This window comes from Ottowia sp. VDI28 (assembly GCF_049532675.1).
Classification (GTDB): Bacteria; Pseudomonadota; Gammaproteobacteria; order Burkholderiales; family Burkholderiaceae_C; genus Ottowia.
Window position 1 is genome coordinate 3620912 of record NZ_CP149820.1, and the last position, 23851, is coordinate 3644762.

Consider the following 23851-nt stretch of genomic DNA (forward strand, 5'->3'; position numbering starts at 1 on the left):
GACATGAACACACTCCCGATGTCGTCCGGCGGCAAAGGCAACACCTGGACAGGCGTTGCCTGCGGCATGGGAGCGGGCGCGCTCTGGGGCCTGGTTTTTCTGGCGCCTGAGCTGGTGCGGGAGTTCAGTCCCCTGCTGCTGACCATCGGCCGCTACCTCTGCTACGGCCTGATCGCCGCCGCCCTCATTGCTCCGCGCTGGCGTTCACTGGCGGCACGCATCCCGCGCCGCCAGTGGTGGAACCTGGTCTGGCTGGCCTTCGTGGGTAACACCCTTTATTACCTCTTGCTGGCCAGCGCCGTCCAAATAGGCGGCATCGCCATGACCTCGCTCGTGATCGGCTTCCTTCCCGTCGCGGTCACCGTGGTGGGCAGCCGCGATCACGGAGCGGTGCCGCTACGCAAGCTCTTGCCTTCATTGATGCTGTGCGCGGCCGGTGCCATCTGCATCGGCTGGCAGGCCATTGCAGGCCCGAGCACCGGCTCAGGCTCCCGGCAGGTGATTGGTTTGCTGTGCGCCGTCGGCGCACTGGCCTCATGGACAAGCTACGCCATCGGCAACGCCCGCAGCCTCGTGCGCCTGGAGCATATTTCTTCGCACGATTGGAGTCTGCTCACCGGCCTCGTCACAGGCGCGCAGAGCCTGCTCCTGATCCCGTTCGCGCTGGCCTTGAACGATACAAGCCACCCGATCGACTCATGGGCCCGGCTGGCCGCCGTATCAGCCGGTGTGGCAGTGTTCGCCTCCATCACGGGCAACGCCCTCTGGAACCGGATGAGCCGCCTGCTGCCGCTCACGCTCGTCGGCCAGATGATCCTCTTTGAAACGCTGTTTGCGCTGCTGTACGGCTTTCTCTGGGAGCGCCGCCTGCCCACATGGCTGGAAATTGCCGCGCTGGCGTTCGTCGTCATGAGCGTGCTGACCTGCCTGGCCGCTCACCGCAAGCCCGTGGTGATCGAGCCGGCGGCCTGAGTTCACAAAGGCCTTCCCTGACCATGCCATGATGGAGGGTAAAACGATCAATGGTAATGGCCGGCAACGGCTGAAAACATCCGTAAGACATTGATTTAATTGGATTCCTGATCAATGAAAATCACCACCTGGAACGTAAACTCCCTCACCGCCCGTCTGCAGCATGTGCTTGACTGGCTCACGGCCAACCCCGTGGACGTACTGGCGCTGCAAGAGCTGAAGATGACCGATGACAAGTTTCCGTTCGATGCTCTGCGGGAAATCGGCTATGAGGCGGCCGCGTTCGGGCAAAAGACCTACAACGGCGTCGCCCTGCTCTCCCGCTCACCCATCAGCGATGTCGCACGCAACATTGCCGGCTTCGCGGATGAATCAGCGCGCGTCATCGCGGGCACCATTGATACACCGGGCGGCACACTGCGCGTGGTCAATGGCTACTTCGTTAACGGCCAGGCGCCAGACAGCGAAAAATTCGAGTACAAGATGAACTGGCTGCGCGGCCTGCAAGACTGGCTGCGCGAAGAGCTTGCCGCGCATCCGCGTCTCATTCTGCTGGGCGATTTCAATATCGCCCCTGAAGATCGCGACAGCTACGATCCCGTGGGCCTGGCCGAAACCATCCATCACACCACCAAGGAGCGCGACCATTTCAAGGCGCTGCTGGGGCTGGGTCTGCAGGATGCCTTCCGCATGTTCGAGCAGCCCGAAAAAAGCTTCTCATGGTGGGACTACCGCATGCTCGGCTACCAGAAAAACCGGGGGCTGCGCATCGACCACATTCTGGTCAGCGGGCCGCTGGCACCGCAAGTCAAGGCATGCAGCGTCGACCGTACGCCGCGCAAATGGCCCAAGCCCAGCGATCACGCTCCCGTCACGGTGGAACTCGCCTGATTTGATTGAAGCCATCACAGCCGCGGTAGCCATTGGTGTCGGCGTCCTGATCGGCGCCTCTGGCGTCGGCGGTGTCCTGCTGATCTCGTTTCTGGCTCTCTTTGGCGGACTGAGCATCCACCAAGCCTCTGCCACAAGCCTGTTCAGTTTCGTGTTCACGGGTCTGCTGGGTACCTGGCTGTTCCAGCGCAAGGGATCCATCGACTGGCGGCTGGCGGTGCCGGTCTGCGTAGGGGCCATGGTATCGAGCTATCTGGGCGTCATCGTCGCTTCGGCGACCAACGCGAGAACACTGACGCTGATCGTCGGATGCCTTATCGTGGCCTCGGGCATCAACCTGCTGGTACCGCGCCGGCCACAACCATCTCGGCCGCACGAGTTCAATGCCCGCACGGGGTTGTCGTTGCTTGCCGTGGGAGCCGCCTCGGGCTTCGGCTCAGGCGTCTCGGGCGCGGGCGGTCCTGTGTTTTCCGTGCCCATCATGATGGCAATGCGATACTCGGCTCTGGGTGCCATTGGGATTGGCCAAGTGTTGCAAGTCATCTCGGCGGTGTCCGGCTCGGCCGGTAACATGCAGCGCGGACTGATCGACTGGAAATTGGCCGCCTGGGTCACGGTATTTCAGTTGGCGGGGCTGGCCTGGGGCGCCAAACTGGCACACTCCGTCGACGAACGATGGCTGAAGCTTCTGGCGGGCGTTCTTTGCGTCACCGCTGGCACCCTGCTCCTGATTCGGGCTTGGTAACACGGCATCAACCCAGCAGTATGAGCAGACAGCACGAGGTACGGCAATGATTTCCCGATATTCCACTCACCTGAAGCTGGTGGGCATGGCTGCGCTATGGGGCGCCTCGTGGGCCTGGGGCCGGGTAGTGGCCCAATCCATGCCCCCGATTGCGGCGGCTTGCGTGCGCTTCCTGCTGGCCAGCGTGGTGCTGATCGTCTGGCTTCGCCATAGCGGCCGCATGCGCACGCTGCGGACGCTGAACCGCCGCGAATGGTGGGGCCTGGCATGGGCCTCGGCGGTGGGGGTGCTGGGTTATGCCGTTTTCTTCATGTTGTCTCTCCAGACCGTTCCGGCCAGCAGAGCCGCGATGGTAGTGGCCCTCAACCCGGTGTTCACCATGCTCTTCGCGGCCATGCTTTTCCGGGAACCCGTGAACTGGAAAATGAGCCTGGGCCTCATCATGGCCGTGGTGGGCGCCATCTATGCGCTCAGCGGCGGCGCCTTGGCCACCTTGATGCCCAACCAGGCCGGAACGGGCGAATTCCTGCTGCTGGGCTGCGTGGCCTGCTGGGTCGGCTACACCCTGCTCGGCCGCGTGTTGCTGACCTCCGTCGATTCGCTCACCGCCACCACTGTGACGTCCCTGTTGGGCGCCATCTTTCTTGCCATTGCCAGCCTGATCACCGAAGGCCCCTCCGCCTGGGCCGCGGTGGCGCAAGCGCCTCTGGCATCGTGGTATTGCCTGGTGGGTCTGGCCTTTGGTTCCACGGCCCTGGCCTACGCCTGGTACATGCACGGCGTACAGGCTCTGGGCGCAGGCCCCGCTGCCGCCTATATCGCGCTCGTGCCGCTGTTCGGCGTGCTGGCTTCCAGCCTATGGCTGGGCGAGCCTTTGACGTTTTCCCTGCTTGCCGGCGGCATCCTGGCGATCAGCGGCATGGCGATCATGAACCTGGGACGCATGTCCATCACAAGCAAGAGCTGATCTCGGAGCTCCCTGAGAACGTGTTTACAAAGCCCGCATTTCAGGCCAGATAGCAGCGGCCGCATCGAGAAATGCCCGGATGAGTGGATCATGCCGCCGGCTAGCCAGATGGGCAATGCAGAGCGAATACTCCTTCTCCGCCGCCAGAGGGGAAACCGCCAGCCAGCCGGCAGCCTCGCCTTCAACGGCGTGCTCCCGGCGGACCAGGGTGAGGCCAGCGCCCTTTTGGACCAGCGCACGCGCTGACGTGGCATTGTCGAAGCCGATCACAGTGTTGAGCGTCAGCCCCCTGGCGCCAAACAGTTCCTTGAGAATCGTCGCGTACGCCATGCTGTCTTCGGAGGGCGTGATCCAGGGAAGATCGGCCAAGGCCTGCCAGTCCGCGGATTCAATCTGCTCTTTCCAGGCAATGGGGCCCACGATGCTGAAATGCACGGTCGTCAGCTCATGGTAGGTCAATGCCGGATCGGTTGGGCGGTCCAGCAAGACGCCTACATCCAGCTCCCCGCTCTTGAGGCCCTGGCGGGTGCTTGAAGAGGGGCGCACCCGAAGATCCATCTTGACCAGCGGGTGCTGGGAACGCATTTCAGACACCACCTCGCCCATCCGGTTGGCCGACAGATCGCTACTGCTCCCCACGATCAGCGTTCCCTGGATCTTGCCTTTCAACTCGCGGGCAAATGACGAAAACAGGACGGCCTCGTTCAGCAGCAGCTTGGCCTTGCGAAGCAGGGTTTCGCCCGCCTGGGTGAGTTCAAGATTCCGGTTGGTCCGCACGAAGAGCTGGATATCGAGGTGCTCTTCCATCGCGCGCACATGCGCGCTGGCCGCGGACAAGCTGATATGCAGCCGCTCCGCCGCGTGCGTGAGGTGCTGCTCCTCAGCGACGGCGACGAACGTACGAAGCTGGACAAGGTCAATCAACATGGCATGGGATTCCTATTTTTCGGCGGACTCGTTCAGCGTGGCCTGAGGACGTGTCCACGATCCCCCGAGGGTAACCCCTTCGTGCAAAGACTCTTCGCAAGACATGAACACGGAGTTCCGAAAAACGCCATGGACACAGGACCACCCTCCTTCCTAGACTCGGCTTCACTACTCCATCAGAGACATCTCCATGAGCGGCACGACGACCGAAGATTTCGCGGCAACCCTGAGCCGGTTCGCCACCCGGCTGACCATGAACCAGTTGCCGCCTTCGGCCATCCTCGCTGCCAAGGCAAACATCTTCGACACCCTGGCCTGCGCAGCAGCAGGCTCCAGCGCGGCGGGCATCGCTGAGCTGCGCGGCCTGGCCACCGAATGGGGCGGCGCGCCGCAGGCCAGCACGCTGGTCTTTGGCGACAAGCTGCCCGCTCATCATGCGGCCTGGGTCAACGGCGCCATGGCCCATGCGCGCGATTATGACGATACACACGACGCCGCGGTGCTGCATGCGGGTGTCTCCGTGGTGCCCGCCGCCCTGGCGGCCGCTGAACTCGCAGGGGGCGTGCCAGGCGCGGATTTCATTGCCGGCGTGGCGGCCGGCCTGGAAACCATCTGCCGCCTCGGCGTAGCCACCCAGATCGGGATCATCGAGAGCGGCTATATGTACACGTCGCTGTTCGGCCACTTTGCCGCTACTGTAGCCGCCAGCCGGGTGCTTGGCCTGAATGAAGGCCAGATGGTCAACGCTCTCGGGATCAACTATTCGCAGGCCGCGGGCAATCACCAGGTGACACGAGATGCGGCGCTAACCAAGCGCATGCAGCCCGGCTTCGCCGCCATGTCGGCCTTGATCGCCGCTCAAATGGCACAACGCGGCGTCCGCGGCGTCCAGAACACTTTCGAGGGCGAAGACGGCTTTCTTCGCGTGTACCTGCATGACCGCTGCGATCGCGCCGTGTTGCGCGCCCACCTGGGGGAGCAGTTCGAGTTCACGCAGCTCAGCTACAAGCCGTACCCGTGCTGCCGATTCAACCATCCCGCCATCAGCGCGGCCCTGGCTTTGCGGCAAGTCATCGGCGGCCAGACCGGCCAGATCCGCAAGGTGCGGGTGGGCCTGAATTACCAGGCCTACGAAGCCGTATGCACGCCGGTAGAAGTGCGCAAGGCCCCCAAAACCGTGGTGCAGGCCCAGTTCAGCATCCCCTACACGGTGGCCGCCGCCTTGATCGATGGCGGTGTCCGGCTGGAGCATTTTGCGGACACCTCGCTCGGCCGGGAAGACCTGCTTTCGCTGGCCAGCAAGGTGGATGCCTCGGTCGATGAGGAAATCGAGCGCCAGGCCGGCCGCAACATTTCACCGGTTCTGCTGGAAATCGAGATGAATGACGGCACGGCCCACCGACTGCGTGTCGATGCGCCGCTGGGGCACCCAAGTCACCCCATGTCCGAGAACGACTTCGACACCAAGGCACGTGACTGCATGCGCATGGCCGCCCGCCCGCTGGGCGACAACGCCGCCAGCCGGCTGCGCGCGCAGGTCAATCAACTCGATAAGTCGGACAACGCCAGCGAGTTGATCCGGGCCCTGGCCCCCGCGGGATAGCGCCTCCCGGCATCCCGCATCCCAAGAACGAGCACCCATACAAGGAGACAACGTGAACGATCTGAAAACCATCAACCGGCGCACGCTTCTTGCCGCAGGCGCAAGCACCCTGCTCCCGCTTCAGGCAAATGCCCAGGGAGGCTGGCCAAACCGGCCCATCAAGCTTGTCGTGCCGTTCGCGCCTGGCGGCAGCAACGACATCCTGTCCCGGGTGCTCGGCGCCAAGCTGAGTACGCGCCTGGGCCAGCCTGTCGTCATCGAAAACAAAGGTGGCGGCGGCGGGACCATCGGCACGGATGCAGTGGCCAAGTCGGCCCCCGACGGCTATACCTTGTTGTTCGCGTCCACGTCGGTAACCACCAACGCCGCCAGCGGCAAGAAGCTGCCCTACGACCTGTTCAAGGATCTGCAACCCATCGGCCTGCTGGCCGCGACACCATTCGTGGTGGTGGTCAGCAACCATGTCAAGGCCCACACGCTTTCGGAATTCATCGCCCTGGCGCGTGCCAAACCGAAATCGGTGAATTACGGCACCGCCGGCATTGGAGGCATCAATCACCTGGGCACCGAACTCTTCGCTTCCGCGGCGAAGATCGAGATGACCCATGTGCCCTACAAAGGCATCGGCCCGGCCTTTACCGATCTCATGGCCGGCAACCTGCAGATGACGCTACCGACGCTGGCATCGGTGCTCCCCCACATCCGCGGCGAAAAGATGCGCGCGTTGGCCGTGACCAGTCCGGAACGCTCCCCCTGGCCCCGGAAATCCCCACGGCCTCGGAAGCCGGTCTTCCCGGATTTCAGTTGGAGGCCTGGTTCGGCCTGCTTGGCCCCGCCAACATGCCGGCGCCCATTCTCAAACGCTTGAACGAGGAGCTCAACTGGACCTTGGAGCAACCCGATGTGAAGGAAGCTCTCAAACGCGAAGCCGCCACCACCACGCCTGGTACGCCCGAGAAATTCGCCAGCCTGATGCGATCGGAAGTCACTCGGTGGGGCAACCTGATCCGCGACAAAAACATCGAGATCGATTGAGCCTGAAAACGCTCACGCTCGTTTGCGCGTCTTTTGAACGGATAGGCGATACCGTATGAAGCAGATCTCACTGGCGCAGTTGCGCTTTGCCGAACTCCTGAAGCCCGGCGATGTCATCGCCTGGCCCCAGGGACCCGGCGAGCCGCTGGCGTTGACCGAGCAACTGGTCGCGCAGCGTGCTGAACTGGAGCGCCCGGCGCTACTTTTCGGCCTCACCCAATCGGCTACCCTGCGTCCGGAGCTGGCGGACCACTTCCGCTTCCACGCACTCAATGGTGCGGGGAGCAGCAGGAAAGTCACGGCGCTGGCAGAGCTCATTCCCTGCCAGATCAGTACGGTCCCCACCCTCCTGCGAGGCGGCTATCTCCAGGTGGACGTCGCCTTGATCCAGGTCCGCCCCATGCCGGGCGGTGGTTATACGCTGGGGGTGATCGCGGACTTTACCCAGGCCTTGATCGAGCGTGCCCGGGTGGTGATCGCCTTGCTCAACTCCTCACCGCCTCTGATGGGGGGTGACGCCCGCGTGAACGAAGCCGATATCGACTGGCTCGTCGACGGCGATGACCGCGTGATCGACATGCCCGACCCGGAGCCCTCGGCGGTGGAGCTGGAAGTGGCTCGGCGCGTGGCAGAACTCATACCCGATCGCGCCACCATTCAGCTCGGCATCGGAACGCTGCCGGCCGCAGTGGCCCACGCCTTGGCCGATCACCGCGAGCTGGGCGTGCACTCCGGCGTCGTCTCCGATGTGCTGGTCGACCTGATCGAACGCGGCATCGTCTCCAATGCCCACAAGGGCGCTGATGCCGGCCGCACCGTCACCGGCGGCCTGTTCGGAACGAAACGCTTGCGCGACTTCGCCGAGCGCCACGGGCTCATTGATCTCCGCAATGCCGATTACACCCACCAGATCGCGACGGCCAAAGCGCTCTCGGCGTTCCACGCGGTCAACTCGGTGATCGAAATGGATCTGACCGGCCAGGCCAACGCGGAGATCGCGGGCGGCCGCTATCTGGGCGCCGTCGGCGGTCTCGTGGATTTCGTGCGCGCGGGCACAGCTTCGCCTGGCGGACGCTCGATCCTGGCCTTTCCCTCGGCCACGCCGGACGGCAAACACTCGCGCATCGTGGCTTCACTGGGCGATCGCCCGGTCACGGTGCCTCGCGTCGAGGTGGATGTGGTGGTCACGGAGCACGGGGTGGCCCAGTTGCGCGGCTGCTCATTGTCAGAGCGTGCCAGAAGGCTCCTGCAGATCGCGCATCCGGACCACCGGGAAGCGCTCGAACGGTCCTGGCATATGGCCGGACATGTGGCCTGACATGTGACTGGACGCGCGTCCTGAAACTCTCTTTCATTTTCTTTGACCGGCTCCCAACATGACCCAAGACGTCATCCTCGAAAGCCCCGGCGACGGCATTGCCGAAATCCGCCTCAATCGCCCTGAACGAATGAACGCCCTGGGTGTTGAAACCGTGCTCGCGCTGCGGCAAGCCATAGACGAAGCCGCCCGCAGGCGGGCGCGGGTCATCCTCTTGTGCGGCACGGGACGCGCGTTCTGCGCCGGCGCTGACCTCAAGCAGCGCAAGGGCATGGATCTACCAGCCCGCCTGGCCCACAACGCCGGCATCAACGATGCCATCAATGCCCTGGCCGCCGCCAAGTGCGTGACCGTGGCGGTACTCAACGGCGTGGCGCTGGGCGGCGGGCTGGAAATGGCCCTGGCGTGCGATCTGCGCATCGCGGCCGCCGGAGTTTCATTGGGCCTGACTGAAAGCCGCATAGGCGCCTTTCCAGGCGCCGGGGGCACACAGCGCCTGTCCCGCCTGGTGGGCACCAGCCGCGCCCTGCAGATGATGCTCACGGGCGAGCCGGTCAGCAGCGAATACGCCCACTCGATCGGTCTGGTGAACGAACTGGCTTCTTCCGAAGAACTTTCATCCCGTGCGCTCGGGCTGGCCCGGCTGCTGGCCAGCCGCTCCGGCAACGCGCAGGCGGTCATCAAGCAACTGGTCTATCAAGGCATCGAGCTGCCCCTGGCTGAGGGTTTGCGCATGGAGCGCGCCGCCTTGCCGGACATCCTCGGGTCCGCCGACTACGCGGAAGGCCTCGCCGCCTTCGAAGAACGCCGGCCACCGCGCTTCGAAGGCCAAGCCTGACTCTCTCCCCTGTTTTTTTCAATTTCAAACGCCGCATCACATGAACCCCATCAAACTCAAACTTTCCCCCGAGCAGCGCGCCCTGGTCGGCGCCGTGCGCGATCTCTCCCACTCCTTGGATTTCCGGGGCAACTCCATCAAGTACATGGATGGCACCTATCCCTGGGAAAACCTCGACGCGCTGGCGAAAATCGGGGTTCTTGGCATGTCGATTCCCGAGGAATACGGCGGCTCCAATCTGCCCGTGTTCGACACGGCGCTGGTCATCGAAGAAGTGGCCAAGGGCTGCTATGCCACCGCCATGGGCCTGATGGGCATGCTGGGCGTTCAGACACGGGTGATCTCCACCTATGCGCCGGAATCCATGAAGCGGGAAATCCTGCCTCAGGTCGCCGCGGGCAAGGTGCACCTGGCCGTCTGCATGACCGAGCCGCATGCGGGCACCGACGTGCCGAACTACAAAACCAACACCGTCATCAAGGACAGCCATGCCGTTGTCAATGGTGTCAAGACGCTCATCAGCCGCGCCAAAGAGGCAGAGTGGTTCGTGGTGTTCACGCGCATCAACGGCTCTCCCGGCAGGCACGGCATTGGGTGCGTGCTGGTCAACCGCCATATGCCGGGCTTCGAAGTCACCGCCCGCTACCACACCATGGGTGGCGAGTATCTGGCCGAGATCCAGTTCAACAACGTCGAAGTGCCCGTAGAGAACGTGATCCTGCGCGAGGGCGGCATGAAGCAGCTGATGTCGGCCTTCAACACGCAGCGCTGCCTGAACCCCAGCGTCTCCCTGGGCCTGGCCGAGGCGGCGTTCGAGGAAGCCGTGAAGTATGTGCGCGAGCGCACCATCCGTGGCCAGGCCATAGCCAACTTCCAGGGTATTCAATGGAAGTTCGCCGAGATGTACCGCGACATCGAAGCCGGCCGCGCCCTGCTCTACCAGGCAGCCCTCTCGGCCAACCCTTTCCCCGATCCTTATCAGGCCGGCATCGCCAAGATGTTCGTCAATGAAATGGCGATCCGGGTGGCGAACGAAGCCCTGCAGGTGCATGGCGGCTACGGCTTCACCGACGACTATCCCATCTCACGCATCTACCGTGGCGTGCGTTACGGCACCCTGGGTGGCGGCGCCACAGAAGCCTTGAAAGATCTGGTCGGCAAGAAGATCATGAATGACTTCGACTCCGTTGATGGCTTCCTTTCTATGGGCAACTTCTGAGATGCGCTCGCTTCTATTCGTTCCCGGGCATGACGAGCGCAAGCTGGTCAAAGGCTTGAGCTCGGGGGCCGACGCGCTGATCGTGGATCTGGAAGACGCCGTGCCGGAAACCGAGAAAGCGCGTGCGCGCGGCATTACCGCGGCATTCGTGGGCGCACACCAGGAGCGTCTTCCGCTCTTTGTCCGTGTCAATGCGCTCTCCACGGGACTGACGCTGGACGATCTGGCCGCCGTGGTGGGCGCGCGCCCTTACGGCATCATGTTGCCCAAGTGCGCGTCGGTCCGCGATGTGGATCTCCTCGGCGCCTACCTGCAGGCACTGGAAGTGCGTGAAGGCGTGCCCGCCGGCCGCACCCGCATCCTCCCCATTTCCACGGAAACGGCCGCCTCGGTACTGGGGTCGGCCAGCTATGGCGAGAAACCCAACGAACGGTTGTGCGGACTCATGTGGGGAGGTGAGGATCTGGCCGCCGACATCGGCGCCACCGCCAACCGCGGGCCGGACGGACGTTACGGCGCGCCCTACGAACTGGCCCGCTCGCTCACGTTGATGGGCGCCACGGCAGCCCAGGTGCCCGCTGTCGACGCCGTGTTCACCAATTTCCGCGATACCCCAGGCCTCATGAGCGAGGCGGAGCAGGCCTTGCGGGATGGCTTTTCCGCCAAGGCCGCGATCCATCCGGACCAGATCGGCCCCATCAACGAAGCCTTCACACCCACGGCGGAAGACATCGCCTGGGCAGGCCGCGTGACCGAGGCGTTCGAAGCCAACCCCACCCGCGGCGCGATCCAGCTGGACGGAAAGATGCTTGACCGCCCGCATCTCAGATCCGCCCGGCGCGTCCTGGCGCGCGCCTCATCGGCGCGCGCGAATTGATTTTGGAGACCGAGATGTCAAGCGTTCAAAAATACCCCTTATCGGGAATCACGGTACTCGATCTCTCTCACGTCTATAACGGCCCCTATGCGACCTTTCTCATGGCCATGGCGGGCGCCGACGTGATCAAGATCGAGCCTTTCGAGGAGAGCATCTGAGAAGCCGCGGCGACATGGGTGGCGCGGCGCTGCCTTTCGCCATGCTCAACTCCAACAAGAAGCCCATCACGCTGAACCTGAAGTCAGACAAAGGGCGCGAACTGTTCATCGAGATGGCCCGGCGCGCGGACGTTCTGGTCGAAAACTTCGCCCCCGGCGTCATGGACCGGCTGGGCTTGGGGGTAGACGTGCTGCGTGAGGCCAACCCCCGCCTCATCTACGGATCCAGTTCGGGCTACGGCAAGGAAGGCCCCTACAGGGACTACCCCGCCATGGACCTGGTCATGCAGGCCATGTGCGGCGTCATCGAATGCACCGGCTACCCCGATCAACCACCGGTCAAAGCCGGCGCGGCACTGTGCGATTTCATGGCGGGCATTCATTTGTACGGTGCCATCATGACGGCACTCTATGAGCGCGAGCGCACTGGCAAAGGACGCACTGTGGAGGTTTCGATGCAGGAGGCCACCTATGCCTCGCTCGCCTCCAACCTCGGCATGTTCCACACGCGCGGCGCCGCCGCGCCTTCACGCACCGGCAACCGCCACGGTGGCCTGGGCATTTCGCCTTACAACGTCTATCCCACCACGGATGGCTATGTCGTGCTCAACGCGCCGGGCGATCATCATTTCCGCGCCATCCTGGATGTGATGGGGCGCTCCGACCTCAAGGACGACCCGCGCTTTCTCTCCCGCTCCTCGCGGGTGGCAAATTTCGCCGATGTCGATGCGCTGATCGAGAGCTGGACGACCACCCTGCCCAAACAGAAGGTGGCCGATCTCATGCTGTCCGCGAAAGTACCGTGCGCGCCGGTGCGCGGCCTGGAGGAAGTCATGAACGATGAGAACATGCATGCCCGTGGCAGCCTGCAATGGATCGAGCACCCTTCATTGGGGCGTGTACCGCTTCCTCACTCGCCCCTCTTCTTTGAAGACACCCCCCGCCGCCCCATCGAACCCAGCCTGCCCTTGGGCGCGAAGAACGACGAGATCTTCGGTACCTGGCTGGGTCACTCTCCCGAGGAGTTGCAGGCGTACCGGGCGGATGGCGTGATTTCCTGATGCGCGGATAGCCGAGCCCCGCGCGCAAGCGGAATTCAGCGCGACATGGGAGCCCCCTGGATCCCCGCGCAGGCGGGGATCCAGAAAGCCTTGGCACATCCTATAGAGTTCGATAAGCCTCCAAAGCAAAAGCCCCTCAACCCGTGAAGAGTTGAGGGGCTTTAAGTGAAGGCCATCAGTTCAAGGCACAGTCGATGTGCTGCGGCAGCAGGAACTCCCTCAAGCCGTCCTCTCCCCACTCAGAACCCACCCCGCTGAATTTGTAGCCCGTCATCGGAGCATCCGCGCGCAGCGGACTGCCTCCATTGATCTGCACCGTACCCACGCGCAGCCTCGGCACCAGCTTGAGGCATTGGTCCTTGGCGCCGAACAGATAGGCCTTGAGTCCCAGTTCTGAGTCATTCGCGATCGCGATGGCCTCGTCCACCGTGCGGTAGGTCAGCACCACTGATACCGGGCCGAAGATCTCGTTGCGTGCCAGCGGCGCCTGGTTGTCCAGGCCACCTACGAGCGCCGGGTTGATGAACCAGCCTTTCTTGATGGCCGGCCGGCCACCGCCCGCCAGGATGGTAGCTCCCCCTCCACAGCCTTTGCCAGGCCAGCTTCTATACGCTCGCGCTGAGCCGAGGAGATCACCGGGCCGACGATGGTGCCTGGATCGCGCGGATCTCCCACCGTGATTTTTTCATAGGCCTTGCGGCTGGCCTCCACGAATTCATCGTAGCGGCTTTCTTCCACCAGAATGCGCGTGGGCGACCCACAGCCTTGCCCGGCATTGCGGGCGTAGCGGGCATGCAGCCAGAACGCATATTGCTCGTAGTTCACGCCGGGCAGCATGATCGCCGCAGACTTTCCGCCCAACTCGAGCACCACGCTGCGCATGCCCGCAGCGGCCTGCTGCATGACCTGCCGGCCCACGTTGACCGACCCCGTGAAACTGACCTTGTCCAGGCCCGGATGCTCTGTCAGCGCACGCCCGGTTTCCGCGCCACCCGCGAGAATGTTGACCACCCCTGGCGGGAAGCCAGCCTCGTGTGCCAACTTGCCCAACAGCGCTACCGCCAGCGGTGCCTGGGGCGAAGAAAGCAGCACCGTGGTGCAGCCTGCTGCCAGGGCAGCGCCAATCTTGGTACCCCCGATCAGAAGGGGATAGTTGAAGGCCGTGATCGCCCCCACCACACCCACCGGCCGGTAAGCCACGGAACTCACGGCCGTGCAGGTCTCATTGAAGCCCAGGTTGCGGGTCCGGTCGCGCGTGCCGGCTTCGGCGAGCCAGCGAATGAAGGCAGCGGGCGTGTCGATATGGTTGGTCTTGAGGTTGACGGGCGACCCCACTTCGGCCAGCAAAGCCTCCATCAATTCGTCGCGGTGCGCCACCATGAGATCGGCAAACTTCAGCAGCACCCGCTTGCGCAGCGCTGGATCGCTCCAGACGCCGCTTTCGAAAGCCGCGCGCGCGGCGCTCACGGCCTCTCCTACCTGCGCCACGGAAGCGCCTGGAAATTCAGCCACCACTTCTTCCGTCACAGGGCTGACCACCCGGATCATCTCGCCTTGGCCTCGGCGATTTTCGTTGTTGATGAACAGATCCGTGTGGGGTTTAAATGAGGTTGTCTCAGGCATAGGGTTCATCTCCTTCAGTGCAATGCGGTTGATCTTGAGTGGTTCTTGAATAGCCACGCGTTCAGGCAATCCGGTAGACCCGCTTGGCGGTACCGCTGAAAAGCGCGTGGCGCTCGTGCGCAGGCAACGCTGCCGTGGCCTGCTTGTAGGTGTTCCATAGGGCCAGATAGCTGCACGATTGGCGATCGACAGGGAAATTGCTCTCGAACATGCAGCGGTCTGCCCCAAAGCGATCGATGCATTCGGCAATCAGGGGCTGCCAGGCGGGCAGGAGCTCCTTGGACGCGGCAGGGCGCGATCCGTGTTCGAAGCCAAAGCCGAAAACCGCCATGCCCAAGCCGCCAATCTTGACGACGACATTCTTCAGCGCCGCCAGCTCCGCCAGGCCCGCGCGCCATTCGGCCAGGACCTCTGCACGCTGATCGCGATACTGCTCCACACCGATACGGCCGCCCACATGATTCAGCACCACCGTGGTGTCAGGGAACGCGCGAGCCAGCGCTGCCAGATCACGCAATTGATGGTGATACAGCCAGGCCTCGAAATGCAGACCGCGCGGGGCCAATTGCGCCATTCCTCGGTGAAACTGCGGATCAGCCGTGCAGTCCGGCGGCGACATATGCTTGATGAAGCGGCCGACCACGCCGGGTTCATGCGCGAGCTGATAGCGGATACCGCGCAGCCGTCCGCGTGCAGCCGACAGTTGTTCGTCAAGTACGGCGCCCACGGCATCGCCTAACATCAGGTCGGCATGGCCGACCACGGCGGCCGCCACCCGGCATGGCCCATAGATGCCACTGTCGGCCATGGCGCCCACACCTGCCGCGAACTCGATCTCCCCGACCGGCCGCATCGCCTCCGGGCCGCTGGCGCGCCACATGGAGGAGTAAGCCTCCACGTAAACCGTGTGCGTCACCCGATGCCCTTGCCCGATGTCCGCCAGCAGATCAGGCAGCATATACCGGCTGCCCCTCCCTGGATCGTCGTACAGATGATGGTGCGGATCGACAATGCCAAGCTCCGGCTCCAGCACCGGCTCCGGCAAAGCCCGCGCATGCCATGCCTGCAGCTCAGCACTCGATTTGGGCTGGTTGCCCGCAAAAGCAGGAAAAAATGAGGTCATATCAGTTTTCCATAACGCTGCGCATGAAACACAAAAGTTCAAAAGGTCGCGGAGCAGGCCACGTCAGTGCACCCGCGGAGCTGGCTTTGCCAGGCCGCCAGGTGCGTCCCCCTCCGGGGGGAAGGCGCGTAAGCGACTCAGGGGGGTTCACCCCAACCCTTTAATGATTTTCTGGCGACCATTCAGCCACCAGCCATACTGCTCGGGCCAGGAGCCAAACGGCTCTGCCGGATCGTTGCGGCCGAGTGCGGCTTGGGCATGCAGCGGCCAGTTCGGATCGAACAAGGCCTGACGGCCGATGGCGACCAGATCGGCGCGGCCGTTGGCGATCACCTCATCAGCCAACGAGGGCTCGGTGATCAAACCTACGGCCATCGAAGCCACCCCGGCTTCGTGCCGGATGCGCTCGGCATACGGCACCTGAAACCCATATCCGCGCGGGCCACCGCCCCGGGCCGTCGAAGCCGAATGGCCCCCAATACCCCCGGACGAACAATCGACGACGTCAACGCCAGCCAACTTGAGCTCGCGGCAGAAAGCCAGTGTGTCATCAAAGCTGCGCCCGCCGTCTACCCCGTCCAGCGCCGACACGCGTGTGAACAAGGGCTGCCCGGCGGGCCACACCTCGCGTACGGCGGCCACCACCTGCAGTGGAAAGCGATGGCGGCTGGAAAAGTCTCCGCCAAAGGCATCGTCGCGCTGGTTCGTGACGGGCGACATGAAACTGTGCAGCAAAAAACCATGCGCCAGATGCAGCTCGACCACATCGAATCCCGCCGCGCGGGCGCGCCGCGCCGCCTCAGTGAACTGGCCAATCACCTCGGCCAGATCATCCGGGCCCAGTTCCGACGGCGTTTCGTAATCGGCACCGAAAGCCACCGCGCTGGGCGAGACCAGCGGCCAACCGGTTTCGCCCCGAAGCGAGAGATCATCGGCCCCCAGCGGGCCATTGCCATGCCATGGCCGCTGCCGTGCGGCTTTCCGGCCGGCGTGGCACAGCTGGATACCGGCGGCAGCGCCCTGCGCCTTGATCAACCGTGCGATACGCGCCAACGGTTCGATCTGCGCGTCGTTCCACAGGCCGAGGTCACCATGGCTGATGCGGCCCTCGGGCGCCGTGGCGGTGGCCTCCACCATGACCAGGCCGGCACCGCCAAGGCCAAACCGTCCGTAGTGAGCCAGGTGGAAATCGTTGGCAATGCCATCCGTTGCCGAATAGGTGCACATCGGCGAGATGGCGATCCGGTTGCGCAGCGTCAGCTCGCGCAGGCGCAGAGGAGAAAACAAATCAGCCATCGCGACTTCAAACACTCCCATGCGGCAACAGAATCTGGCGCACGACCTCGCCACGATCCAGCAGATCAAGGCTGACGTTCAGGCGGTCAAAATCGATGGCTTCGCTCTTGAGCCGGTCCACGGGCAAGCGCCCTTGCCGGTACATCTCGATATAGGCCGGAATATCGCGCTCGGGCACGCAACTGCCCATGAAGGAACCGCGGAACGACTTCTCTTCGGTGACCAGCCCCGCGTGGGCATACTGGAATTGCGCCTCGCTCGCGCCAAGACCGACACAGATGATCTCTCCGCCGCGCCGGGTGATGGCATTGGCCACGGTCATGGCAGGCAGGCTGCCTGACATTTCGAAGGCCACATCCACACCGCCATTGGTCAGTTCACGCACCTGTTCCACGGCATTGGGATCGCGAGGGTTGATCACGTCGGTCGCGCCAAGCTCACGGGCCAGCGCGAACTTGCTTTCGTTGATGTCGATGCCGACGATACGCGAGGCGCCCGCTACCCGGGCCGCCATCACGCCGTTCAATCCAATTCCGCCCAAGCCGAGAACCGCCACGCTGGCGCCAGGCGACACCTTGGCGGTGTTGAACACCGACCCGGCCCCGGTGACCACCGCGCAGCCGAACATGGCGGCCACGTCCAGCGGGATATCGTCACCAATGCGCACCAGCGATTTGGGCATCGTGATCGCATATTGAGCGAAGGCCGAGATACCGCTGTAGTGGTTGATCGACTGGCCCCGCAAGCTCAGCCGGCGCTCACCGTTGGCCAGCATGCCCTGGGTGCGTGGCAGCGTCACGCTCTGGCACAAGGCCGGGCGCAATGTGAAGCAGGTGCGGCAGTGCCCGCAGCCCGACACCACGGTCATTACCACGTGGTCACCGGGTTTGACTTCGGTGACGCCAGCACCGACCTCCCGCACGATACCCGCGCCCTCGTGCCCCCCCACCACTGGCAGCTTGCGCTTGCGCAAGCCTTCCACCTGAGCCAGATCCGAGTGGCACAACCCGGCGGCGCGCACCTCTACCAGCACCTCACCAGGACCAGGCCCGTCCAGATCCACTTCCTCGATCTGAAAGGGCCGGGAATCGGCATAGGGTGCGGGTAACCCCTGTTCATACATCACCGCCGCCTTCATTCGCATGTTGTTCCTTCCTGTGTCTGAGTCATTTAAAAATGGGTAATTGCCGATCAAGTCCTTGAAGGACAAGTAGCGCCCCTTTCCGTCATTCCCGCGTAGGCGGGAATCCAGTGCATCCTATCCAGCGCCCCTGGATTCCCGCCTACGCGGGAATGACGGGAGAGGAGATGCGCGTGCACTTATGCTCCAAGGGCTACGGGATCACGCGCTCGCTCCGGTAGTGCTTCAATTGGTTGATGATCATGTCCTCGGTATCGACCATGGCGTGAAACCCCGCCTGCCGGATCTTCGTGGTCGAAGAGATGATGTCGAAGTCGCAGCCCAGCAGGAAATCCGCGAACCCCCAGGAAGCCACCTCCTCGATGGGGCGCGCCCGCAAGCCGTTTACCTTGACGATCTCATCCCAGACAGGACCTTTGTCAGCCATCCATTGAACCAGCGGGAAGTATCTGACACCCCCCATCTTCATGCCGAAATGCTCGGCCATCCGGGGCCACATGCTCTCCCAGCGGAACAGATCTCCATTAACCACGTTGAATGCCTGGTTCTCCGCTGCCGGGCTCTGGCACATCCAGGAAATGGACTCCGCCAGAAGCCTGGCATCCGTCAACTCCATCAAGCTTCTGTACGTGCCCGGCTTGCCAGGAAAATCCAGCGGCAGGCCCAGGTGGCGGCAGATGGCCGCGTAGGCCCCCAGCGTGGAAACCAGGTTCGGGCCACCACCCACGCTCATCCCATTGATGGCGGCCGGCCGGCTGGCCGACCAGGTCCAGGGCCCACAGGCCGACTCCAGAAATTTCTGCTGATCGAAATAGAAATTCGGCGGCATGTGCCCGGGCGCAGATTCCCGGGCCGGCGTCGGATAAGGCCCCATATGGAAGCCATACCATTTAGAACCCTCGATGAGGTGCACATGGCGCAACGAGGGCCCCTCGCACGCAGCCACGACGTTTCGCAGCATGGCGATATTGGGCTCCACGTTCTCGATCCCGACCTTGGCGCCTGGCGTCATCGCCGTGTAGAGCTTGTGCTTGGCCCGGGCTGCATAGACCAGATGCGTCACCCCGGTGCCCTTCAACGCCTGCCGGCAGGCATCCGCATCCAGCATGTCGGCCGAAATGTGCCCGACCGCTGGAGGCAAATCCGCTGGCGGGGTCCTGGACAAGCCGATCACCTTCCAGTTCTTCTGTTTGCGGACGATATCGATCAGGTTCTGTGCCGCCACCCCGGTTGCGCCTGCAACCAGCATGGTGCCGCCATCTCCATTCATTGGCATGCCGTCTCCGTTCTGTCTTTCATCAAATCCATCACCGCGCACTCCCGCGGGAACGAGCCTCATCCACCCAGGTAGATGCGCTGCACGCGTTCATTGCCGAGCAGCTCGGAACTGCTTCCGCGCAGCGACACCTCGCCGTTTTCCAGTACGACCCCGTGATCGGAGATCCGCAATGCAAGCCGGGCGTTCTGCTCCACCAGCACCACGGCAATACCCTCGGCATTGATCAGCTTGACCAGCCTGGCGACCTCGTGAATCATCTTGGGCGCAAGCCCCAGCGTCGGTTCGTCCAGCAGCAGGAGCTTCGGCCGGCTCATCAGCGCCCGCGCGATCGCCACCATCTGCTGCTCGCCGCCCGATAGACTGGACGCCGTCTGGTTCGCGCGGTCCGCCAGTTTGGGAAACATGTCATGCATCTGCGCCAGCCGCTCCTGAAAAGCCGCCCGGTCGCGGGAGCGGTACGCCCCCATGCGGATGTTCTCCAACACCGTCATCTCGGGAAACAGGCGCCGGCCCTCGGGGCACAGCGTGATGCCCAGGTCCAGGCAGCGCGGCGGCGAAGCGCCTTGCAGATCGGCGCCGTCGAACCGCAGTTGGCCGCGCTGCGAAGGCACCTGGCCCACGATCGCTTTCAACAAGGTCGACTTGCCGGCGCCATTGGCACCGAGAACCGTCACGACTTCGCCCGCGGACACCGTCAGATCGACTCCCCGCAAGGCAGGTACACCGTCATAGGCAACGTCCAGCCCGCGTACGTCAAGCAAGCTCATGGTCGCCCCCAGATAGGCCTCGATCACCGCCGGATCGGCCTGCACCGCATCAGGCGTCCCGAGCGCGATGGCGCGGCCTTGATTGATCACCAGAATCCGGTCCGACAACCCCATCACCAGCCGCATATCATGTTCGACCAACAGGATGTCGATACCGCGCTCATCGCGCAGGCGGCGAATCAACTCCCCCATCGTGCGCTTTTCGGTCGGGTTGAGGCCCGCCGCCGGCTCGTCCATCAGCAGCAGGCGCGGCGCGGTCATCAGCGCCATCCCCACGCCCAGCATTTTCTGCAGCCCATAGGCCAGCGCCCCGCCGTTCTGATCCAGTTGCCCGGCGAGCCCTACAAACGCCGCCACCTGCTGGCAGCGCACCTCGACCTCCCGCTCTCCGCCCCCGCGCGAAGCACGAAAATGAGCCCATGGCGCGAACGAGCGCTGCAGCAATGCGGCGCGGCGAAGGTTCTCGCGCACGGTCTCGCCCTTGAAGGTGTGCGCCGCCTGGAAAGTCCGGCCTATGCCCCTGCGGGCGATCACGTCGCTCCCCACCCCTGTCACGTCATGCCCGTCATGCAGCACTTCGCCGCCGCTGGGCCGATGAACGCCTGCGATCAGGTTGAACAGCGTGGTTTTTCCGGCGCCATTGGGGCCAATCAACCCGAAGATCTCACCCCGCTGCACGGTGAAGGACACCTCCGACACCGCCTGCAATCCACCGAAGCGCTTGCTCAGTCCTCGCAATTCAAGACTCGGCGCCGTCATCTGGACACCCCCGCTCCACGGCCTGCGCCATGGCAGCACCTGAACCGGCTGGTGCCGCAGGCCGTACAGATATCCTGGAAAGCATGCCGACCAGACCATCACGGAAGAAAAGCAGGAACACGATCAGCGCGCCGCCATAGGCCAGCAACTGATACTCCTTCACCCCCTCAGCAACTCGAGCAACGGCACGATCAGCATCGCGCCCAGCAGCGGCCCCCATGCAGAAGCAGCGCCGCCAATCACGTTCATCACCACAAGATCCACGGAAAGCCTGAAACCGAACGCATCCGGCGACAAGAAGCCGATGATGTGCGCATACAGGCTCCCCGCCACGCCGGCCATGGTTGCCGTCAACACGAACACCGCGATACGCCAGGCCAGCGCATCCGCGCCGAGCGAGCGGCTGAGTGGTTCGTCCGCTTCGAGCGACCTCAGCAAAGCGCCGATGTCCGAGCGAAGAATGGCACGCACCAGCCCGAATGACGCCAGCGCGAAGAATAGCGCAACGCCGTAGACAAGCGCCGGATCGGTCAGCCGGTAGCCGAACGCCGACATCTTGGGAATACCATGCAGCCCGCCGTTACCGCCGAACAGATCCGTCCACTCCTGAAAGGCCAGGTTGACAATCTGCCCGAAGGCGTAGGTCAGCAACACGAAATACACGCCCTTGATGCGCAGGAACACCGGCCCGAGCGCCGCCGCCACCAGTGCGCACAGCAGCGCGCTGATCAGCAAGGCCAGCGGCATCGGCACGCCAAGGCGCATCGTCAGCAGGGCCGACGTATAGGCGCCGATGCCCATGAAGGCGCTATGGGCCATCGACAACTGGCCGATCTGCAGCATCAGGTTCATGCCCAGCGCCAGCATGGCCATGATCGCGATCATGATCGACACGTGCAGCACATACCGGTCTCCGATCAGCCAAGGCACGATGGCCGCCACGGCCAGCAAGGCGAAAGGCAACCGCTTCATCTCGCCGCCCTCCCCCACAGCCCATTGGGCTTGACCACGATAACCGCCAGCACGATCACGAACGAGGCGATCAGCGCGAGCGTCGTATCGAACAGCGTCGCGAACACCGACTCGGAAAGCCCGATCAGCAAGCCGCCCAGCATCGCACCCGGCACACTGCCCAGCCCGCCCAGAATCACTACTACAAAGGCCTTCAGCATCGGCAGCTCACCCATGGTGGGCGCCACCGTATAGACGGGGGCCATCAGCGCCCCGGCGAACCCTGCCAGCGCGCTGGCAATGGCAAATGAGCGCAGGTAAACCGACCCGGCTTCGACGCCCATCAGGCTGGCGGTGTCGCGGTCCTGAGCAACCGCCTGCATCGCCAGGCCCAGGCGCGTATGGCGCAGGAACAGGTGAAAGGCCATCAGTGCCGCCACCGCGCACACCGCCACCAGGGTACGATCGAGCGGCACCACCGCTTCGTGCAAACGCCAGGTTCCGGTCACTGGCCGCTCGACCGACTGGTCGGCCGGACCAAAGAAAATCAGCGCCAAGGCCTGCAGCGTGATGGCCACCGCCAGCGACATGATCATGCCGCCCAGTTCCCGGCCCACGAAGGGCCTGTACAGCACGCGTTCCACCGCCGCGCCAAAGATCGCGGTGATGATCGTCGCCAGTATCACGGCCGGAAAATAGCCCAGCCCCAGATGGCCGTTCAGCGCCAGCACGGCAAACGCCCCGACCATGTACAGCTCGCCATGCGCAAAGTTGACCATGCGCATGATGCCGAACACCAGCGTGAAGCCCAGGGCCATCAGCGTGTAGACCAGCCCGGCCATCAGGCCATTGACCGCCATCTGCTCAATCAGCGCGGTCATGTTATCCCCCCTGAGTCGCTTACGCGCCTTCCCCCCGGAGGGGGGACGCACCTGGCGGCCTGGCAAAGCCAGCTCCGCGGGTGCACTGACGTGGCCTGCTCCGCGGCCTTTCGGACTTTTCTTCATATCTGGTGAGTGGCGTGGCATCGCAACGGTCAATTGATATGACTCACTTGGTCTTGCCGATGACCACCGGCTCGCCGTTCCGGATGGCGCCGATGTAGTTGATGCTCATCACCTGGGCATCCACGCCGTAAGTCGCCTTGCCGCCGAAAGTCAGCTGATCGCCCTGAATCGATTTCATCGGCAGCGCTTTCGGAAAGGCCGCCACGACTTTGGACGTATCCTCGGCCGTACCGGCCTTCTGGATCGCACTCACCAGCACGGCCGCGGCGTCGTAGAACGACACGATGATTTCATTGGGATCCTGGCCGCGCGCCTTCTTGTAGGCGGCTGACAGGCGCTTGTATCCCTCGTTCGCCGGATCGGCATACAGCATGTTGATCGTGCCCTCAGCCGCCTTGGCACCGGCGCTGGCCACGATGTCCTTGGGACCGGCGCCACCGGTCTTGCTGAACTGTTTGTCGTAACCCAGCTCCCGCGCCTGCCGGATGATGAGCCCCGCGGTGGCCGGCGATGTGCCGCCCAGCTCGATGACGTCCGGCTTCATGGCGATGACCTTGGTCAGCATCGGCTGGAAGTCTTTCTGGGCACGCTCGAACAGTTCGCTGCCCAGCACCTCGAAGCCATTGCTCTTGAAGACCTTGGTTGCAAGCTGCGTCTGGTCCCAGCCCGTCTCGTCGTTCGGGTTGATGATGACAATGCGTTTGCCCTTGACGTTGTCCTTCATCCACCCGATGAACGAACCGATGTAGTCATCCGGCGGGCTGTACAGTCGGATCATGTAGTGGCTGCTCTTGTCCAGTGCCTTGCCCGTGTACGAAGCCGTCAGCGCCACGACCTTGTCGTCCTCCACCTGCTGCTTCAAGGCCATGGTGGCGGCCGAGCCCATGATGATCACGTACTTCACGCCGTCCTGGTTCACCAGGCGGTTGTAGGCGGTCACCGCATCGGCCGCCTTGTATTGGTCATCGTAGGCAATGACCTCGACCTTGTACTTCTTCGAGCCGACCGCCAGCCCTCCCTTGCTGTTGATCTCCTCGGCCAGAATGCGTGGCCCCTCGGCCGCGGCCAACCCCCACGGTGCTCCTCCGCCGGTCAACGCCGCGATCACGCCGATCTTGACGGTCTGCGCCGAAGCGGCGCCGATGCTCGCGGTGATAGCCAGCAAAGCCAGCGCGCGGGGGAACTTCAGGGTCATGAGATGTCTCCGTTGTTGAATGGATGGTCAGCGCTCTCGTCGCTTTCGAAATTCAGTTTAGGAATTCGAGTGCCACACTGTCCATGCGTTTTTTCGGAA

Annotated in this window: 21 protein-coding genes and 2 pseudogenes; 12 read left to right on the plus strand and 11 right to left on the minus strand. The window is 63.6% G+C overall.

Going from position 1 to position 23851, the window contains the following annotated elements; all coding sequences use genetic code 11:
• Positions 1-3: 3 nt before the first annotated feature.
• From WJU18_RS17095 to WJU18_RS17110, 4 genes are all read left to right on the plus strand, one after another.
• Positions 4-972, plus strand: a complete 969-nt coding sequence (locus tag WJU18_RS17095) for a DMT family transporter (protein ID WP_423454168.1) — start codon at positions 4-6, stop codon at positions 970-972.
• 114 nt (positions 973-1086) lie between these two features.
• Positions 1087-1863 carry an exodeoxyribonuclease III gene (gene xth, locus WJU18_RS17100; RefSeq protein ID WP_423454170.1) on the plus strand — a complete coding sequence of 259 codons (777 nt, stop codon included), beginning with the start codon at positions 1087-1089 and terminating at the stop codon, positions 1861-1863.
• Position 1864: 1 nt separating this feature from the next.
• The gene (locus WJU18_RS17105; protein WP_423454172.1) at positions 1865-2608 is read left to right on the plus strand and encodes a sulfite exporter TauE/SafE family protein; all 744 of its coding nucleotides are present in this window, start codon (positions 1865-1867) and stop codon (positions 2606-2608) included.
• A gap of 46 nt (positions 2609-2654) precedes the next feature.
• Positions 2655-3575, plus strand: a complete 921-nt coding sequence (locus WJU18_RS17110) for a DMT family transporter (RefSeq protein WP_423454174.1) — start codon at positions 2655-2657, stop codon at positions 3573-3575.
• Positions 3576-3599: 24 nt separating this feature from the next.
• Here WJU18_RS17110 and WJU18_RS17115 read toward each other — a convergent pair whose 3' ends face one another.
• On the minus strand, positions 3600-4502 hold the full coding sequence (locus WJU18_RS17115; RefSeq protein ID WP_423454176.1) for a LysR family transcriptional regulator: 903 nt from the start codon (positions 4500-4502) through the stop codon (positions 3600-3602).
• A 190-nt stretch (positions 4503-4692) separates the two neighbouring features.
• Between WJU18_RS17115 and WJU18_RS17120 the strand changes: the two genes are divergently transcribed.
• From WJU18_RS17120 to WJU18_RS17155, 8 genes and pseudogenes are all read left to right on the plus strand, one after another.
• A complete protein-coding gene (locus tag WJU18_RS17120; RefSeq protein ID WP_423454178.1) occupies positions 4693-6105 on the plus strand; it encodes an MmgE/PrpD family protein in 1413 nt (470 codons plus the stop codon).
• Between the two features lie 52 nt (positions 6106-6157).
• Positions 6158-6973: a Bug family tripartite tricarboxylate transporter substrate binding protein gene (locus WJU18_RS17125; RefSeq protein ID WP_423454180.1), complete on the plus strand. Its 816-nt coding sequence runs from the start codon at positions 6158-6160 to the stop codon at positions 6971-6973.
• The gene (locus WJU18_RS17130; protein WP_423454182.1) at positions 6910-7140 is read left to right on the plus strand and encodes a tripartite tricarboxylate transporter substrate-binding protein; all 231 of its coding nucleotides are present in this window, start codon (positions 6910-6912) and stop codon (positions 7138-7140) included. Before WJU18_RS17125 ends, WJU18_RS17130 begins: the two co-directional genes overlap by 64 nt.
• A gap of 55 nt (positions 7141-7195) precedes the next feature.
• Positions 7196-8458, plus strand: a complete 1263-nt coding sequence (locus WJU18_RS17135) for an acetyl-CoA hydrolase/transferase family protein (RefSeq protein ID WP_423454183.1) — start codon at positions 7196-7198, stop codon at positions 8456-8458.
• A 58-nt stretch (positions 8459-8516) separates the two neighbouring features.
• Complete coding sequence (locus WJU18_RS17140; RefSeq protein ID WP_423454184.1) at positions 8517-9296, plus strand: enoyl-CoA hydratase/isomerase family protein; 780 nt, start codon at positions 8517-8519, stop codon at positions 9294-9296.
• 40 nt (positions 9297-9336) lie between these two features.
• Positions 9337-10515 (plus strand): acyl-CoA dehydrogenase family protein, encoded by a 1179-nt coding sequence (locus tag WJU18_RS17145; RefSeq protein WP_423454185.1) that lies wholly within the window; start codon positions 9337-9339, stop codon positions 10513-10515.
• A gap of 1 nt (position 10516) precedes the next feature.
• Positions 10517-11392 carry an HpcH/HpaI aldolase/citrate lyase family protein gene (locus WJU18_RS17150; protein ID WP_423454187.1) on the plus strand — a complete coding sequence of 292 codons (876 nt, stop codon included), beginning with the start codon at positions 10517-10519 and terminating at the stop codon, positions 11390-11392.
• A gap of 14 nt (positions 11393-11406) precedes the next feature.
• Positions 11407-12611: pseudogene (locus WJU18_RS17155) on the plus strand (CaiB/BaiF CoA transferase family protein).
• Positions 12612-12786: 175 nt separating this feature from the next.
• Here the strand turns inward: WJU18_RS17155 and WJU18_RS17160 are convergent.
• The 10 genes and pseudogenes from WJU18_RS17160 to WJU18_RS17205 all read right to left on the minus strand — a co-directional run bounded on the left by WJU18_RS17160 (position 12787) and on the right by WJU18_RS17205 (position 23752).
• Positions 12787-14243 (minus strand): annotated as a pseudogene (locus WJU18_RS17160) (aldehyde dehydrogenase family protein).
• A gap of 52 nt (positions 14244-14295) precedes the next feature.
• Positions 14296-15357 (minus strand): amidohydrolase family protein, encoded by a 1062-nt coding sequence (locus WJU18_RS17165; protein WP_423454189.1) that lies wholly within the window; start codon positions 15355-15357, stop codon positions 14296-14298.
• A 147-nt stretch (positions 15358-15504) separates the two neighbouring features.
• Positions 15505-16653: an NADH:flavin oxidoreductase/NADH oxidase gene (locus WJU18_RS17170; protein WP_423454190.1), complete on the minus strand. Its 1149-nt coding sequence runs from the start codon at positions 16651-16653 to the stop codon at positions 15505-15507.
• Positions 16654-16660: 7 nt separating this feature from the next.
• Positions 16661-17797 carry a zinc-binding dehydrogenase gene (locus WJU18_RS17175; RefSeq protein ID WP_423454192.1) on the minus strand — a complete coding sequence of 379 codons (1137 nt, stop codon included), beginning with the start codon at positions 17795-17797 and terminating at the stop codon, positions 16661-16663.
• Between the two features lie 190 nt (positions 17798-17987).
• Entirely contained in the window at positions 17988-19070 is a 1083-nt protein-coding gene (locus tag WJU18_RS17180; RefSeq protein WP_423454194.1) for an SDR family oxidoreductase, read from the minus strand.
• A 59-nt stretch (positions 19071-19129) separates the two neighbouring features.
• On the minus strand, positions 19130-20599 hold the full coding sequence (locus tag WJU18_RS17185) for an ATP-binding cassette domain-containing protein (RefSeq protein ID WP_423454196.1): 1470 nt from the start codon (positions 20597-20599) through the stop codon (positions 19130-19132).
• Positions 20580-20762 carry a hypothetical protein gene (locus tag WJU18_RS17190; protein WP_423454198.1) on the minus strand — a complete coding sequence of 61 codons (183 nt, stop codon included), beginning with the start codon at positions 20760-20762 and terminating at the stop codon, positions 20580-20582. The genes WJU18_RS17185 and WJU18_RS17190 overlap by 20 nt, the downstream gene beginning before the upstream one ends.
• Positions 20759-21571, minus strand: coding sequence for a branched-chain amino acid ABC transporter permease (locus tag WJU18_RS17195; protein ID WP_423454200.1), 813 nt, complete (start codon positions 21569-21571; stop codon positions 20759-20761). The genes WJU18_RS17190 and WJU18_RS17195 overlap by 4 nt, the downstream gene beginning before the upstream one ends.
• Positions 21568-22431, minus strand: a complete 864-nt coding sequence (locus tag WJU18_RS17200; protein ID WP_423454202.1) for a branched-chain amino acid ABC transporter permease — start codon at positions 22429-22431, stop codon at positions 21568-21570. The genes WJU18_RS17195 and WJU18_RS17200 overlap by 4 nt, the downstream gene beginning before the upstream one ends.
• A 169-nt stretch (positions 22432-22600) precedes the next feature.
• Positions 22601-23752 carry an ABC transporter substrate-binding protein gene (locus WJU18_RS17205; RefSeq protein WP_423454204.1) on the minus strand — a complete coding sequence of 384 codons (1152 nt, stop codon included), beginning with the start codon at positions 23750-23752 and terminating at the stop codon, positions 22601-22603.
• Positions 23753-23851: the final 99 nt, after the last annotated feature.